This is a genomic window from Geomonas azotofigens, assembly GCF_018919395.1.
In the GTDB taxonomy this organism is placed as follows: Bacteria; Desulfobacterota; Desulfuromonadia; order Geobacterales; family Geobacteraceae; genus Geomonas; species Geomonas azotofigens.
This window is the reverse complement of sequence record NZ_JAHLME010000001.1, coordinates 792,672-807,005: the sequence shown is the minus strand read 5'-3', so window position 1 is coordinate 807,005 and position 14,334 is coordinate 792,672. Positions and strand designations below refer to the sequence as shown.

General features: G+C 63.9%; 14 protein-coding genes. 7 read left to right on the top strand and 7 right to left on the bottom strand.

Annotation, left to right across the window (positions count from 1 at the left end; all coding sequences use genetic code 11):
• The first annotated feature begins 75 nt into the window (after positions 1–75).
• Positions 76–795 carry a lytic transglycosylase domain-containing protein gene (locus tag KOL99_RS03595; RefSeq protein ID WP_236025750.1) on the top strand — a complete coding sequence of 240 codons (720 nt, stop codon included), beginning with the start codon at positions 76–78 and terminating at the stop codon, positions 793–795.
• 6 nt (positions 796–801) lie between these two features.
• Here the strand turns inward: KOL99_RS03595 and KOL99_RS03590 are convergent, their stop codons facing one another.
• Together KOL99_RS03590 and KOL99_RS03585 are read right to left on the bottom strand one after the other, a co-directional pair.
• Positions 802–2,082, bottom strand: coding sequence for a LysM peptidoglycan-binding domain-containing protein (locus KOL99_RS03590; protein ID WP_216509103.1), 1,281 nt, complete (start codon positions 2,080–2,082; stop codon positions 802–804).
• A 13-nt stretch (positions 2,083–2,095) separates the two neighbouring features.
• Entirely contained in the window at positions 2,096–3,727 is a 1,632-nt protein-coding gene (locus KOL99_RS03585; RefSeq protein ID WP_216509102.1) for a hypothetical protein, read from the bottom strand.
• 167 nt (positions 3,728–3,894) lie between these two features.
• Between KOL99_RS03585 and KOL99_RS03580 the strand changes: the two genes are divergently transcribed.
• From KOL99_RS03580 to KOL99_RS03570, 3 genes are read left to right on the top strand one after another with little or no spacing between them, the layout of a single operon-like run.
• The gene (locus KOL99_RS03580; RefSeq protein ID WP_216509101.1) at positions 3,895–4,632 is read left to right on the top strand and encodes a hypothetical protein; all 738 of its coding nucleotides are present in this window, start codon (positions 3,895–3,897) and stop codon (positions 4,630–4,632) included.
• Complete coding sequence (locus tag KOL99_RS03575) at positions 4,619–5,404, top strand: rhomboid family intramembrane serine protease (RefSeq protein WP_216509100.1); 786 nt, start codon at positions 4,619–4,621, stop codon at positions 5,402–5,404. The genes KOL99_RS03580 and KOL99_RS03575 overlap by 14 nt, the downstream gene beginning before the upstream one ends.
• Before the next feature lie 48 nt (positions 5,405–5,452).
• Positions 5,453–5,761 carry a hypothetical protein gene (locus KOL99_RS03570; protein ID WP_216509099.1) on the top strand — a complete coding sequence of 103 codons (309 nt, stop codon included), beginning with the start codon at positions 5,453–5,455 and terminating at the stop codon, positions 5,759–5,761.
• Positions 5,762–5,767: 6 nt separating this feature from the next.
• Here KOL99_RS03570 and KOL99_RS03565 read toward each other — a convergent pair whose 3' ends face one another.
• The 4 genes from KOL99_RS03565 to KOL99_RS03550 form a co-directional block, all read right to left on the bottom strand.
• Positions 5,768–8,485 (bottom strand): hypothetical protein, encoded by a 2,718-nt coding sequence (locus KOL99_RS03565; RefSeq protein ID WP_216509098.1) that lies wholly within the window; start codon positions 8,483–8,485, stop codon positions 5,768–5,770.
• 3 nt (positions 8,486–8,488) lie between these two features.
• On the bottom strand, positions 8,489–9,319 hold the full coding sequence (locus KOL99_RS03560; RefSeq protein WP_216509097.1) for a fimbrial biogenesis chaperone: 831 nt from the start codon (positions 9,317–9,319) through the stop codon (positions 8,489–8,491).
• 9 nt (positions 9,320–9,328) lie between these two features.
• On the bottom strand, positions 9,329–9,799 hold the full coding sequence (locus KOL99_RS03555) for a DUF4402 domain-containing protein (RefSeq protein WP_216509096.1): 471 nt from the start codon (positions 9,797–9,799) through the stop codon (positions 9,329–9,331).
• Between the two features lie 84 nt (positions 9,800–9,883).
• On the bottom strand, positions 9,884–10,411 hold the full coding sequence (locus KOL99_RS03550; protein WP_216509095.1) for a DUF4402 domain-containing protein: 528 nt from the start codon (positions 10,409–10,411) through the stop codon (positions 9,884–9,886).
• A 434-nt stretch (positions 10,412–10,845) separates the two neighbouring features.
• Between KOL99_RS03550 and KOL99_RS03545 the strand changes: the two genes are divergently transcribed.
• The 3 genes from KOL99_RS03545 (at position 10,846) to KOL99_RS03535 (ending at position 13,239) form a co-directional block, all read left to right on the top strand.
• Entirely contained in the window at positions 10,846–11,349 is a 504-nt protein-coding gene (locus tag KOL99_RS03545) for a shikimate kinase (RefSeq protein ID WP_216509094.1), read from the top strand.
• Between the two features lie 145 nt (positions 11,350–11,494).
• Positions 11,495–12,748 carry a HAMP domain-containing protein gene (locus KOL99_RS03540; protein WP_236025749.1) on the top strand — a complete coding sequence of 418 codons (1,254 nt, stop codon included), beginning with the start codon at positions 11,495–11,497 and terminating at the stop codon, positions 12,746–12,748.
• A complete protein-coding gene (locus KOL99_RS03535) occupies positions 12,745–13,239 on the top strand; it encodes a hypothetical protein (protein ID WP_216509092.1) in 495 nt (164 codons plus the stop codon). The genes KOL99_RS03540 and KOL99_RS03535 overlap by 4 nt, the downstream gene beginning before the upstream one ends.
• An 84-nt stretch (positions 13,240–13,323) precedes the next feature.
• On the opposite strand, the gene KOL99_RS03530 is transcribed toward KOL99_RS03535, so the two are convergent.
• Positions 13,324–14,310, bottom strand: coding sequence for a serine/threonine protein kinase (locus KOL99_RS03530; protein WP_216509091.1), 987 nt, complete (start codon positions 14,308–14,310; stop codon positions 13,324–13,326).
• Positions 14,311–14,334 lie beyond the last annotated feature (24 nt).

The window sequence follows — 14,334 nt, the reverse complement described above, 5'->3', positions numbered from 1 at the left end:
ACCCGCCGCCGGCATCCGCCCGCGCTACCCCGCCCCGACTGCGGATGACCCCACCCCCCCGAAGAGGAACCCGTGATGGGTAAAGCCAGACTGCTTTACGCGGCCGCCGCCCTGATGATCGCAGCGGCAACCGACGCTTCCGCGTTCTGCTTTGAAGAAGCCGGCATGGAGTATGGTATCAACCCGCAGATCCTGCGGGCGATCGCCAAGGTGGAATCCAACTTCAACCCCGCCGCCGTCAACCACAACAGCAACGGCACCTATGACTTCGGACTGATGCAGATCAACTCGAGCTGGGCCCCCACTATCGGCAAGCAGCGCTGGAACTCCCTGGGAGACCCGTGCAACAGCGTGAAGACCGGCGCCTGGATCCTCTCCATGTGCATGGAGAAGTACGGTTACACCTGGAAGGCGATCGGCTGCTACAACAGCCAGACTCCCGACAAGCGCGATCGCTACTCTAAAAAGGTATTCGACCAGTTGCAGCGAGTGAAGCCGGTGCGGCAGGAAGCCGACTACAGGCCCCTCAAGGAAAACCTCGAGGCCTTGGTGCGGCAGAAGGTGGACGGCTGGGTCGACGAGGCGGTGAAGGGAAAGGCTGACGAGTTCAAAGAGAACGTGAAAGGGACCGTGCCGACTCCCAAGGAAGTGCTGCAGCAAAAAACCGCTCCCGCCGAAACCACCGCGAAGAGCGCGCTCCCCACGGCGGCACCACCGGCGAGCAATTCCATTTCCCACGACAACATCGGTTACTATACCGAGGACGGGGAGCGCTCCGCGATCCCCATCCCCTAGACCACCCTATCTGGCGCCGCACCCGGCGGGCAGCACCCACTTGTGCCCCGGGGGCGGCGCCGTATTCGTGATAAGGACACGCCTGCCGCCCGCGTCATCCTGCTGGACCAGGAACCCGGTCGCCTGCTTTCCTTCCTGCAGCGCATGCGGCCCGAAATCGGGCGCGACTCCCACCAGCCTGAACAGCCTCTCCGTCACCGTCTGGAAATCTTCCTTCCCCGTCAGCATCAGCACCCGGTACCCCGCGGTCTCCAGGATCCTGATGAGGGTGTAGTTGTACGGATCGCTTTCGCCGATGCTGACGATGTAACGGTTCCCCTTGTACTCGAAATAGCGATCCACCCTGATGCTGAAGGGGGTGGCGGCGCCGGCTGCGGAATGGATGATCTTGTTGCGGCTTGAGACCGCGGAGAGCGCGTTCAGCACGGAGTCGACCACAGCGGCGGCTTCCTGGCGCCCCACCGGGCAGATCCAGGTGGCGGCCTGCGGAATGCTCGGGGCGACCGGTGCGGCGACCGAAGGCGCTGTCTTCGCCGGCGCGGCAGGGGCAGGTTTCGGGACCGGTTCGGGAAGGACCTCGCCCCTGATTGCCGGCGCGCTTTTCTGCACCGGAACCGGCGGCGCCGCTTTGGGCACAGGTGTCGGCGCCGGCGCAACCGGCACTGCCGGTTCGGGAGCCCGGGGAGCCTCGGCGGCGGGCTCCGGCGCCCTCGGCGGCGGTACCGGTTTGGCCTCTTTGGCCTCTTTAGCCTCTTTGGCCGTCTCCTTGGCGGTCTCCTTGGCGGCCTGCGCCCCTTTTGGCTTCGCCGCCGGCACTTCGGGAGCTCCTCCCTTTTCCTTCCTGGCCGGCTTCGCCTCGTGCCCGTGCAGGGCCGCTGCCGGGATGAGCAGGGTACGCCCCACCTCGAGGGTCTTGATGTTCTTGATGTCGTTAAGCTCTATGATCTCCGGCACCAGGCGCTCGGCCGCCTCGTTGGACATCCCGAAGTGCCCCACCAGGATCTTGAAGATGTGGTCCCCCGGCTTGATGGTGTAGCGAATCTGCTCCCCGCCGGGCGCCGCGTGTTCCTTTTTCGCTTCGTGCTGGGCCTTGGCCGCCGGCTCCTTCTTCTTGGGCGCCTGCTTTTGCTGCTTGGCGGCCGGCTTTTGGGCCGGCTTGGACGCCGCGGGGGGCTTTTGCCGGTCCAGTTCCTTGATATCGATCTGGAACTCCGGCGGGGCGGCGTAGAGCCGGGCGGGAATCAACAGGAGCGCCAGGAGCAATGTGGCCTTGTCGGCATGAATCATCTGTCGCCTCTTTTCAGGGGTAGTAGACCACCAGGGCCTTCATCTTCTTGTCTGTTTTACCGCGGTAGATGGTGAGCGAAGCGGGGCCCGTGGTCGCGCATTGCTCGACGAGGTAAGCCCCCTTGCCCGCGCTCGACTCGACGCGATAGCTGTCCGCGCCGCCGAACTGACGCAACACCCTCTTGAATAGGTCGTCCGATATGGAACCGCCGGAAACCGGGATGACCTGCATGGCCCGGTACACGTTGTTCTCCCTAAACAGCTTGTACTCGGCCCGGATGCCCAGGTACCTGACCCAGCCGGGATGCTTCTTGCCATACTCGGCGTCCACCTTGGTCCCCTCCAGCATCGCGGGGAGGTTCTCCACGCCGCGCGTGGCACCCTTCGGCCGTGTCTCCCCTGCCTGCTTCGCACCGGCCGGCACCTGGGGTTTCGCGGCCGGGGCGGCCGGGGCCGCGGGAGCCGCGCCACCTTTTGTGGGCGCCACGGCAGACTGCGGCGCCGGGGACGGAGCGGGAGCGGCGGCGGGAACCCGAGGCGGGACGGTTACCGAGGGGACAGCCGGAACAGCCGGAGCGGCCGGGACAGTTGGAGTAGTGGGAACCGCCGGAACGACCGGAGCTGCCGGGGCCGGGCCGGGCCTCAGCGCCGGTTTGGCGGCCTGCTTGGCCGCCTCTTCAGGCACCGAGCTCCTGCCGGCCAGGTACGAGACCAGCGGGATGCCGATCAGCACCAGCACCGGGACGATGAACAGCCAAGGCCTGCGCCGCTTCGTACGCTCGGCCCGGCGCAGTGCGTCCGCGACCGTCTCTCCGGCGTAGTCGCCGCCGCCCACCTTGGCGCCTCCGTCAAGAGTCGGGGGAGCCGCCAAGACCTCTTCGAGGAGTTCCTTCCCGGGAACCGCCCTTCGTACCTCCACGCGGTCCGCCACCTCCGACAGCGCCTCGTCCATCGGTGCCGTCCTGGCCTCGGCCTGCTTCATGACGTCCTCGAAGGCGGAGACGGCGCTCTTGCCGCTTACCGGCGCAGCGGGGTACACGTCCGCGGCCGCCGGTTCAATCGGCAGCGATTGGAATGCGACCTCCGCAACGGGGGCGGCTTCCGCATCCTCCCGCCCAAGCTCCGCAGGTGCAAGATGCTCCTTCGCCTTCGCAGCAGGGAAAGCGGCCGGGGTCACCGCGGCTGCTTCCACCGGCGGCTCTTGCCGCGCCGTTGCGGTGGTGGCCTTTTTCGGCTTGGCCGCCGCTTTGGCGGCCTCCGGTTCCTCCGGAACCGGCACCTCGAGGAGGGGCTCACCCGTCAGCAGCGCCGCCACCGACTGCTCCAGCAGCGCATCGTCCATGGCGAGGTCGAGCGAGGTCCTGCCGTGCCGCTTGGCCTGGGCGGCGTCCTCGCTGTCGCCGGCCAGCAGCACCAGCAGCCCTCCCGGGGGGAGCATCTTGTCCAGGTGGCGCAGCAGGATATCGCCGGAAAACCCGGAGATGCGGCTTTGGACGAAGGTGATATCTGGGGAAAAGGCGGAGAGTTCGAATTCGCCGAGGGCGAGGGTCGACGCCGTCTGCAGTTGCAGAAGCCCCTGCTCCGCCATGTAGTGGAAGATTCGTTGCACCCGCTGGGTGTCTGCGATGAGGAGGACGCGCGTCATGGGTTCCCTTGTTTTTTGGTGGCTCATTCTAGGTTAGGGAAGAGAAATAATCAATATTATTCAACTCATGTGAGCAAATATAAGATGCTATTCGTTGCGTTGCGGTTTGCAATTATGTTAGATTAGCGGCGGACCGCCATTTGCGGTCATACCTAGAAGGAGCAGGAATGCAAGGCTTGTTGAGAAAATTGTCTTTCGTGGTCATGGCCCTTATTCTCAGCGGTTGCGCGACCACCTATGTCCCCATCAGCTGGGGCAACGGCGACAAGGTCAAGAAACTCTCGCGAGAGGACTTGTTCCTCACAACGCTCTTCAACCGATTCGACCCCGACCGGAGCACCGTGCGCGTTTCCGGGACCTCCTTCGACGAGGTCATGATGCCGGACGAGGTGAAGTTCCACCTCGGTGCCTACCGCCCCGACACCAAGCTCATCTATCGCAACCTGTTTCAGGACTACAGCGACAGTCAGCTCCGCTCGGTTATGCTGCACGAACTGGCGCACCACGTCTGGTATAACGGCCTGACCTCCCAGCAGCGCGAGGACTGGCGCCTGTACCTGGCCACCCGCCCGACCCCGATGCAGGCGATCGTGCGCAGCACCTACAAGCAAGGGTCCGACTACGACAGCGAGGACTTCGCCTTCACGGTAGAGCACGCCCGGCCGTGCGACCTGGATGAGTTGGCACTGCTCAAGATCATCACTCCCGAAGAACGCGACAAGATCATGAAGGAGAAGTTCCCGAAGAACCCGGAATCTCCCACGGGTGCGCCACTGGTCCAGACCGCGGCCGCTCCCCATCCCGCCGACGACGACGCCGCCCCCGACGAGGATGCCGCCGAGGCTGCCCTGGCGAAAGCCGCCAAAGACAAGAAGAACCGGACCCAGCAGCATGAAATTTATTGACCGCCTGGATAGAAAGATTGGCCGCTACGCGATCCCGAACCTGACGCTCTACCTGATCGCGGGGCAGTCGTTCTTCTACCTCATGTACATGACCGGGAAGCTGGACCGGATGGCGACCTACTTCTCCGCGCAGCTGTTCCTGTCCGGGGAGTGGTGGCGTGTCTTTACCATCCCGTTCGATCCTCCCCAGTCCAGCATCATCTTCACCCTGATCGCCTGGTACTTCTTCTACATGCTCGGCTCGACCCTCGAGGAGCACTGGGGGGCCTTCCGCTACAACGCCTACCTGGTGCTCGGCGGCCTGATCACCTTCGCGGCGTCCTTCCTGGTCCCGGCGTACCCGGTCAGCAACGCGTTCCTCGCCGGCTCGGTCTTCCTCGCCTTCGCCACGCTGTTCCCGGAATTCCAGATCCTGCTCTTTTTCGTGATCCCGGTGCGCATCAAGTGGCTTGCCCTTTTGACCTGGCTCGGCTACGCCTACCAGATCATCGTCGGCGGCTGGCCCTCCCGGGTCATGGTCCTGGCCGCGATCACCAACTACCTGATCTTCTTCGCCAACGACATCTACCTCAACCTGCGCCACGGCAAGAGGCAGCTCACCAAGAAGGTGGGTGGACTGCAGTTCCGGGAGAAGGAACTGGTGCACAAGTGCACCACCTGCGGCATCACGGAAAAGACCCACCCCGACATGGACTTCCGCTACTGCCCGAAATGCAACGGCCAGTACGGCTACTGCAGGGACCACATCTTCAGCCACGACCACAAGAAATGATCACGCCGCACGCGGGGCGCGCGCCCCGCTGCGTTACAGGAGAAGCAGATGCTGAACAAGCTGGCGGGCATACAGGGGAAGTTGAACAACATCGGCGACGAGGTCTACCAGACCTGGAGCTACGAGCAGCGCCACGAGGAGATCGCCAAGCTGGTGCAGGGCTTCAGAAACGGCCTGCCGGTCCAGATTCTCTGCCAGCTCTCCGCCTCCATAGCGGGGGGAACCGCGGAGGCCGCCGAGCACCTTGCCATCCTGATCTCCCGCCGGGAAAGAAAGACCATCGTGAACCGGGAATCCGGCTCGGACAAGTACCTGCGCGACCTGCTGGAGGCGACCCTGCTCCCCGCCAGGAATTAAGGTACCCTACTCCTGGTTCAAAACCGGCGCCGAGTCGTCGATGACCCGCCCCGGCGCCGCAGCGGCCGATTCGAGCACGAAGTCTATCCCTGAAACCATGTCCCCGCCGGGGGGCATGGTAACCAAGCGCGGCGCCGAGACGGCCGCTTTCAACCTCTTTTCCTCGTCCCGGGAGATCCGCACCAGATACCTCCCCGGCTTCACCGTCTTGAAAAGGTAATAACCGCTTTCCTGGGATAGCGCCGTCTCCAGCGCCTGGTCGCCCCCCCCTTCCCGCAGCAACTCCACCCGCACCCCCTTGATGGGAACTTCGTTCCCCCGCCCCAGACGCACCAGCACGGTGCCGTCGATTTCACCGCCACTGGTCATGGTGAAGTCGCACCTGGCCACCACCCCCGCTCTGGGCACGACCCGGCACCCCTCCTCGAGAACGACCATGAAGGGATCCTCCACCGAAGTCATGTCGACCGTCACGTCGACCGGCACGTCCGGCTGCAGGAATCCAATCACCTGGGTGCCCGCCCCCCCGACGATCCCCTTGGCCCGGCTGCCGTTCAACAGGATCGCCACGCCGGGGAGCGGGCTCTTCACGCCGTCGCCCGCCGCCAGCGTCGTGGAGACCGCGATCATGCCGTAGGGAGCCAGCGGCTCCGCGGATGCCAGCACCTGCCCCTCGGGACCGGGGGCGAGCGAAGTGCGCACCCCGACATCGAAGCCGTAGGCGCCATCGGTGCTGCCACGCGCCGCCAGGGTGTAGCCAACCCGCCCCAGACGCTTCGACACCCCGGCGCGCAGCCCCGTAATCCGCTCCACCGGATCATGGAACAGCGCCGCATTCAATTGCATGCCTCGGTTGAGCTCCACATCGGCGCTGACATTGATGCTCCCGAGCCTCGACGTCGGCGCGAAGGCGTACCCCGCCTCCCCCCTGACGCTGACCTCGCTGAGCCGGGTGCTGACCTGCAGCTGTCCGGCGGCGTACGTGGTCCCCTTCAGGCGGGACAGGTCACCCTGCAGCGTGCCGCTCCAGCCGTTCCAGCCACCGGAGATCCGCCCTTGCGAGGTGATCTCGGACTCTCCCGACTTCCTGGTGCCGAAGCCCAGTTCCACCGAGTAGGGGACACGTATCTGATCGATGATGGTGAAGGACGAGTTGCCCCTGGCGCTGGTCAGGGTGCGCAACGGGTCGCTCTGATGGTAGAACTGGGGCGATTGGTAATCGTGAAAAAAACGCTGCACCAGCTCGAGGTTCAGCCCGAAGAGGCTGCGGCTGCTGGATTTGAAACTGAGCAACTGTCCGTTCATCCCTCCCTCACCCACTGCCTGGATCACCTCCAACGAGAGCAGGGTGAAGGCGACGGCCGTCCTGACCCCAACCCCGAAATACTCCCTCCCGCCGGTCGGGTGCTCGGTATCTCTCACCACCAGGAGCGATCCGGTCAGGCTGCGGGTCATACCGAAATCCGAGGTGAAGGTGAGGTTGGAGTCGGCACGGCCCCATTCCGTCTCGTCATACCGCCCGAGGCCGCTGCGCCATCCGGCCGAGAGGGAGTAGAGCACCTCGCCGCTGGGAGTGGTGGCGTCCGAAACAAAGACCTCCTCCGATTCCTTGCGCTCTCCGAAGGGGCCATGCAGGACCACCTTGAAACTGTTGACGCCGTAAAAGACGCGCAGGTTGACGAAATGGTACATCCCTTCGGCGGTTGGGGGCTGGTAGCGGATCTGGGTGCCGTTGTGGAAGAGTTCCGCATCCCAGCCGGGGGGAAGTCGGCCGTGAATGTCGTGGGTGAGGAAATGGCCGCCACCCAGCAGGGGGCGGTTCGAGAGGTAGAGCCCGTACATCGGTTTGATCGATGCTCCCACCCCGTCCACGTAGGGGGCTTGGTTCGAGCCGAGCGCCACTTGGTTGAACCACAACGGCCCGGCGCGGTAGCCCGACGCGCTGCGGCGCGAAAGGGTGAAGTCCAGCCGTCTCAGATCCTCACCGTCGGCGAGGATATGGGCCTCGCCGGTCATGTGGAGCAGGTCGCCGTAGAGGTCCAGCGAGTTCAGCATCCTGCCGCGATCGCCCTTGTTGCCGTCCGACGACATGCTCAATTGCGTAGCCAGGTCCAGCGCGGGGACGGCTATGCCGCGCCTGGGCGCGGTGAGGTCCGGGTACCGCCTGACCTCCTCACTAGCCTTGGGTCGGAGGAAACCGCGCCGTTTCCTGGCAGCCTGCAGTGGTAGCGGTTCCCGTGCCCTGAGTTCCAGCGTCAAGGTCTCGCGACGCAGGTTGAAATCCACCGGCAACCACCTCGACAGGGCGCCGGAATTCACCAGGATCTCCCCCTTCTGAACGAAAGCCTCGCCGTTGATGGAGAACGATTCCCTGCCGTGGACGGTGTACCCCTCGTCCAGGTCGATGACGAATGGGCGCTCTTGGCTCAGCACGAAGCCGAAAGCCCGGTCCTTGTCACAGCTGACGGCCAGGGACAGGGCCTGGACCAGGGAACAGACCGGGATGAAGATCTGGCCGTTTCTCTCGGTGAGCAGAAAGCTGTCAGTCAATGTTTCCTTGTCCAGTTCCAGCGCGACTACCAGTTCCTGGTCGGGGGTGGCCGGACGCTCCGCCTCGGCGGCGGCAAGACACGGGGCAGGCCTCATGAGGAGGTGGGCAAGGAGGAGGAGCAGCGCCAGCCAGGCGGAAACCCGCGAGGTATGAGCGCCCGCGTGGGGAAGCATCTGCTAGGGAATGACGACGGCTGTCTCGGTGAGGGGCTTTTTTTCGTCACGCTCGGTGAAGACCAGGCGTACGGTGTCGCCGCTTCTGAGACGCGAGTTTTCCGGCACGACTATGGCCACCTTGCGCACCGTATTGGGGGTATAGATTGCGAATCCCTTACCTTCGGCAACCTTCTCCTCCCCGCGGTAGGCGGCGACGTCGCCGTAAACCGACCTGGTGCCGGACCGGAGCATGGTGAACGAGAGCAGCTGCTGCTTCTCCCCGCCAGGCTTCAGCGTGACCGACTTGGTATCGATGGCGACGCGGGCTTGCAGATCGCCGTGCCGGGCTATGACCGGAATGGAGATGCCGACGTTGGCCACGATGTTCATCTTAATGACGCCGGGCTCCTCTTGCTCGTTCTCCGGGAGCGCGGTGATGGCGGGGGCGGCCTTGGTGAACTGCAGGTGTGACCGGTATTCGCCAGGATCGAGGTCGGGCGGGACCTTGAACATGATGCGGATGGTCTGTCCGCCGCCTGGCAGCAGGGTCACCTGGCGTGGGGAATACTTCACCACCTCGTCCGCGAACTTCTCCTCTTTTTCTGGCGTGACGACTTCCGTAAAATCACCTGTTTCCGTCATCCGCTTCCTCACCATGGTGATCTTGTAGGTGGCCTGCGAGGCCCCGGCGTTGATTATGTCAACCTGGCTGGTACGCTGCCTGTCGGTCATGACCACCCGCGTCGGATACACCATCAGGTCCGCTGCGACCACCGTCACGGTAGGCGTCATCACGATGACATTCGAAGCGGTGAACAGAAAGATCAATGATTTGGCTAACAGCAACTTCACCTATACCTCCTATTTAACTGAGACTGTCAGGTTACCGCTGTACAGGGTGTTTCTCTGCACACTATTCACGTTCAAGGTGCCCCCCACCGCGAAGGACAGCACCCCAGCTGCCGGAATGACGCCAGCCAGCGGCACCGAGGCGGTCAGGGAGGTGATGGTCATCTGGTCCGGGCCGGCGTTAATGGTGACGCTGGCTGGCAGGGTTATGGTGTAGTTCTTCCCAGCGGTCCCGGCAATGGTGTAGCTTGCCGCTGAGAACGCCGTCCCCAAAGGCATGACGCTGCCGGTATAGATTCTCCCCCCGTACGGGCTGATGGTTACCGTTCCCGAGCGCCCCGCCCCCCCCACCACCTTGCCGAAGTTGATGTCCTGGTTTTTGGTCACCGACGTCGGCGCAGCGAATGCCGGTTCCGCTGCGGCAAGCCACAGCATCAGGAAGATGGCCCCGAACTTTGCCGGAAGCCCCATCGAGCGTATCACCGTCTCCCTCCGCCCCGTCACGTGTCGCGCAAAAGGCAAGGGGAGCGTGATTCCCGCCCCCCTTGCCGTGAGTGGCACCTACGACTAGTTGTAATCCACCACCAGGTTAAACGTACCGCTGTACAAGCCAGCTCCCTGGGAGGCGCCCACCGTCAGCGTGGCGCCGATCTTGAGAACATCTGCCGCAACTCCAAAGGTGCCCGAACTGGCCGCAGCCCCGTTGATCGTGGTAACGAGCGTGTCCATGGTCATGTTCGGTCCACCGCCCCCGGACAGGGTGACGGTGGACGGCACCGTGACGCTGTATGAGCTGCCGTTTTCACCTGATATGTTGAAATTGCCGGCGGTGGCGGTGGTAGCCATGGTGGCGGTGGAGGTGACGCCGCCGGTTACCGATTGCGCCCCGGTGGTGCTGACCACAACGGTCCCGCCGGTGCCACCGGATACGAACTTGCCGAAGTTCAAGTCCGTCACTGTACCGATGGTGATCGGCACCACGACCGTCGCACTTGCCGAGGTCGGCGCCGTCGCGGCGTTACCCACGCCGGCTCCGGCAGCCCACGCGACTGCAGCACAACCTGCCACGACTGCGATCTTCGCTATTGGTCTCATAGGTTTCTCCTTTTCTGTCTTCACGGTAGCGGATGGGGCGTGATTGCAAGGGGTGAGCATCCTTCCCCGGGTGGTGGCCTTCCCCTGCCATGGTGGATGCCAGCTCCACCCCGACAAGCGTTTTCTGTCCCGACACTTCCATCCTTACGGTCCCATGGGTGCCAGTCCATCTGGTCCTCCGAATGGGCTGGCCGGCATTTCTATACCGGAAGCCATTCGTGAAACAAAGTGCCGTTCTGGCAGGTTCAGGGGCATGTTCCAGGGCGTTGGGCCTGACGCGGATGCGGCGCACGCCGGCAGGATTTTCACGACGATTAAATATATCTAACCTAAAAAACTTTTCTACAAATTTAATGGTGTCATGTTCCACGACGCGCCCTAACTGGTAAGATGTTGTAGTCGCATTGGAGACGGGTACCGCGAAAGGAAACAAAATGAACAGGTTGACGCTGATAGGGATGCCCGGGTCGGGCAAGAGCGCCATCGGAAGGGTCATCGCCACCCGCCTGGGGTGGCGCTTTATCGACACTGATCACTGCATCGAGAGGCGCTTCGGCAAGAAGCTCCAGGCGGTGGTGGACCAGGTCGGGAGCGAAGAATTCGCCCGCATCGAGGAGGAGACCGTGCTGGCGCTGCCCAGCGAGGGCCCCATCATCATCTCCACTGGCGGCAGCGTGGTCTACTCCGACGCCGCCATGCGTCACCTGGCAGCCATATCCACCGTGGTTTTTCTCGACGTCCCGATACAGCACCTGCACGTCCGCATCGCGAGGGCGGCACCGCGCGGCATCGTCGGCATGGGGGAGGGAGGACTGGAGGAGCTCTACCAGAAACGCTTCGAGCTGTATCACAAGTACGCGCACAGCATCGTGCTGCTCCACGGCGAGAACCTGCAGGAGGCGGCCACGCGTGTCATATCTCAATGCGGCGTGTCTTGATGAAGCGGCGCCAACCGCGTTGACTTTGTCGGCTCAGTCCCCTAATATCTACCTCATGCCTGAAACCATCGAGACAAAAAAGTCTTCGAGGGTAAGCCTGTCGGGGCTCTCCCTGATACAGAAGATCAGTGCTGGTTATGCCGCCATGGCACTGTTCACGGCGGCCGCGCTCGTCTTCTCCTCCTATAATATCTACCGCAGCACCAACATCACCCGTCGCATCGCCAACAACGAGCTCCCGGTCATCAGCGCCCTGATCGAGCTGCGCACCTCGCTTTTAAGCCAGGAGAGTTTCGCCGGCAAGTACGCCATCCTCAAGGATCCCGCCTTCATCGACCTGTTCCACCAGCGCCAGGCGGAGGCGTTGGCGAGCCTCGACGTGTTGGGCAAAGGAAAACCGACGGGCGATCTGAAACAGTTGAACGGGCTGTACCACGCCTACCAGAACGCGGCCGAGGAGCTCTTCGCCGGTCATACCAGCAACACCGGACCGATGCGGTCGTCGGCGCTCAAGCTGCTCAACGCCGTGGACGCCTCCTACCTCAAACGCAAGGACATGCTGAAGCTGGTGCTCTCCCGCGCGGACGAGCAGCAAAAACAAACCATCTGGTGGACCGTCGCCATCTCCTGCACCGGTTTCCTGCTCGCCATCGGCGTGGCCCCCTTCGTCACCTACCGCACCTTCGGCGCCATCCGCGAGTTGCAGAGCGCGACGCACCGCATCGCGGCGGGGGACTTCGACTACAACCCCAAGGTCCCCTCCGGCGACGAGATCAGCGAGCTGGCCCGGGACTTCACCAGCATGGCGGCCCGCCTCAAGGTCCTCGAGCAGATGAGCCTGGACGCCAGCCCACTCACCCGCCTTCCCGGCAACTTCGTCATCGAGCGGGTACTGGAGGAGCGCCTGCATGACGGCTCCCCCTTCGCCTTCTGCTACGCCGACCTGGATAACTTCAAGCCTTACGGCGACCATTACGGCTATGCCAAGGGGAGCGAATTACTCCGCCTCACCGGCGACCTGATTCAGGCGGCCGTGAAGCAGCACGGCGGCAGCGACGGTTTCGTCGGGCACGTCGGGGGGGACGATTTCGTGATGGTGGTCCCCGTGGACCGGGTCGCGCCGCTGTGCGAAGCGGTGATCAGCGATTTCAACGCGGAGGTGCTGAAACACTACTCTCCGGAGGACCTGAGGCAGGGAGGGATAGAGGGGTGCGATCGCTACGGCGTGCAGCGTTTCTTCCCGGTGATGACCATCTCCATCGCGGTGATCATCTGCGGCAGGGACCAGTACTCCTCGGCGGTCGACATCGCCAGGGCCGCCGCCAAGGTCAAGGACCGCGCCAAGGAAAAGCCGGGCAGCAAGTACCTGATCGAAAGCCCCGGGAAGGTGACGGCATGAGAAACGTCGCCCGCTTCATCTGCCTCGCCGCGCTCCTTTGCGCCGGGTGCGCCACCACGGGTCCGAGGGAGGGAGGCTTCCTCGATCGTTACCATGGATCAAGGCAGCTGGCGCAGGCCGACACCATGCTCAGGGAGGGGGACAGCCACGGCGCCGCCCACGTGCTGGACGGCATCTGCAGCGGCCCCGCCGTCGCCGGGGTGACCGACGAGGCACTCTTTCGCCTGGCGCTCCTCACCCTTAGGTCGAAACCGGGGTCGGCGCAGGCGCAGCAGCTGCTGAAACGGCTGAAAAAGGAGTACCCGGCCAGCCCGTGGACCGCGCTGGCGGCCCCGGTCAGCGAACTGGCCAACCTGCTTGAAGAGCAGCGGCGCCAGAACAAGGCGCTCAAGGGAACCAACCAGGCTTTGAGCCGGGAGATCGGCGAGCTGAACCAGCGCATCGAGCAGTTGAAGACCCTCGACCAGGAGTTGGAGAAGAAAGCGCGCTAGCAAACGCTATGACACCGCATCGATCATGAAAAGAGGCGGCCGGGATTCCCGGCCGCCTCTTCTTCGTTTCGCGTTTGCCCCGTGCTAGGGGAGTTGCAGCGGCGGCTCTTCGAGCGCCGCGAGCTGTTCGCGCAACTGCAGGATGTGCTCTCCCCAGTAGCGCACCGTGTTGAACCAGGGAAAGGCGGTGGGGAAAGCGGGGTCGTCCCACCGGCGCGCCAGCCAGGCGCTGTAGTGCAGCATGCGCAGGGAACGCAGCGCCTCGACCAGGCGCAGCTCGGCCGGGTTGAAGTCGCAGAACTCCTCGTACCCCTTGATCAACTGGGCGAGTTGGGCCAGCTGGCGCGGCCGGTCGCCGGAGAGCATCATCCAGAGGTCCTGCACCGCCGGGGCCATGCGCGCGTCGTCGAAATCGACGAAATGGGGGGCGTCGTCGCGCCAGAGGATGTTGCCGGCATGGCAGTCCCCGTGGGCGCGGATGTAGCGCACCTGCGGCACCGAGGCGAAGGCCTCGTCCACCACCTGCAACAGCTGACTGGTGACCGCCTGGTAGCTCTCCCGGTACTCCTGCGGGATGAAGCGCTCCTGGATCAGGGCCACGCTGTCGTGGCCGAAGTCGCGGCTGTCCAGGGAGGGGCGGTGCGAAAACGGGCGTACCGCCCCGATACTGTGGATGCGCCCCAGCATGCGCCCCAGGATGAGCAAGTTCCCGTCGTTGTCGAATTCGGGGGCGTGCCCCCCCTGGCGCGGGTAGAGCGCGAAACGGAACCCCTTATAGTGGAAGAGGGTTTCACCGGACGGGTTGGCCAGGGGAGGCACCACGGAAAGCTCGTGCTCGGCCAGCTCCAGGCAGAAGCGGTGCTCCTCGACGATCTGCTCGTCGCTCCAGCGTCCGGGACGGTAGAACTTGGCGATGAGCGGCTTGTCTTCCTCGATCCCCACCTGGTAGACGCGGTTCTCGTAGCTGTTCAGGGCCGAGGTGCGGCAGTCACAGCGGTATCCCTGGCTCTCCACGGCGTCCATGATGAAGTTGGGGGTCAGGGTATGGAACGGGTGCTGGGCATCGTGCATAAGGTCCTCTCCGGCGTTTTGTTG

What these genes read in the sequence shown, in the direction of transcription:
- KOL99_RS03585 (WP_216509102.1), bottom strand. Translation starts at nt 3,727, where the DNA reads ATGACGCGCGTCCTCCTCATCGCAGACACCCAGCGGGTGCAACGAATC.
- KOL99_RS03595 (WP_236025750.1), top strand. Translation starts at nt 76, where the DNA reads ATGGGTAAAGCCAGACTGCTTTACGCGGCCGCCGCCCTGATGATCGCA.
- KOL99_RS03590 (WP_216509103.1), bottom strand. Translation starts at nt 2,082, where the DNA reads ATGATTCATGCCGACAAGGCCACATTGCTCCTGGCGCTCCTGTTGATT.
- KOL99_RS03575 (WP_216509100.1), top strand. Translation starts at nt 4,619, where the DNA reads ATGAAATTTATTGACCGCCTGGATAGAAAGATTGGCCGCTACGCGATC.
- KOL99_RS03550 (WP_216509095.1), bottom strand. Translation starts at nt 10,411, where the DNA reads ATGAGACCAATAGCGAAGATCGCAGTCGTGGCAGGTTGTGCTGCAGTC.
- KOL99_RS03530 (WP_216509091.1), bottom strand. Translation starts at nt 14,310, where the DNA reads ATGCACGATGCCCAGCACCCGTTCCATACCCTGACCCCCAACTTCATC.
- KOL99_RS03580 (WP_216509101.1), top strand. Translation starts at nt 3,895, where the DNA reads ATGCAAGGCTTGTTGAGAAAATTGTCTTTCGTGGTCATGGCCCTTATT.
- KOL99_RS03570 (WP_216509099.1), top strand. Translation starts at nt 5,453, where the DNA reads ATGCTGAACAAGCTGGCGGGCATACAGGGGAAGTTGAACAACATCGGC.
- KOL99_RS03540 (WP_236025749.1), top strand. Translation starts at nt 11,495, where the DNA reads ATGGCACTGTTCACGGCGGCCGCGCTCGTCTTCTCCTCCTATAATATC.
- KOL99_RS03535 (WP_216509092.1), top strand. Translation starts at nt 12,745, where the DNA reads ATGAGAAACGTCGCCCGCTTCATCTGCCTCGCCGCGCTCCTTTGCGCC.
- KOL99_RS03565 (WP_216509098.1), bottom strand. Translation starts at nt 8,485, where the DNA reads ATGCTTCCCCACGCGGGCGCTCATACCTCGCGGGTTTCCGCCTGGCTG.
- KOL99_RS03545 (WP_216509094.1), top strand. Translation starts at nt 10,846, where the DNA reads ATGAACAGGTTGACGCTGATAGGGATGCCCGGGTCGGGCAAGAGCGCC.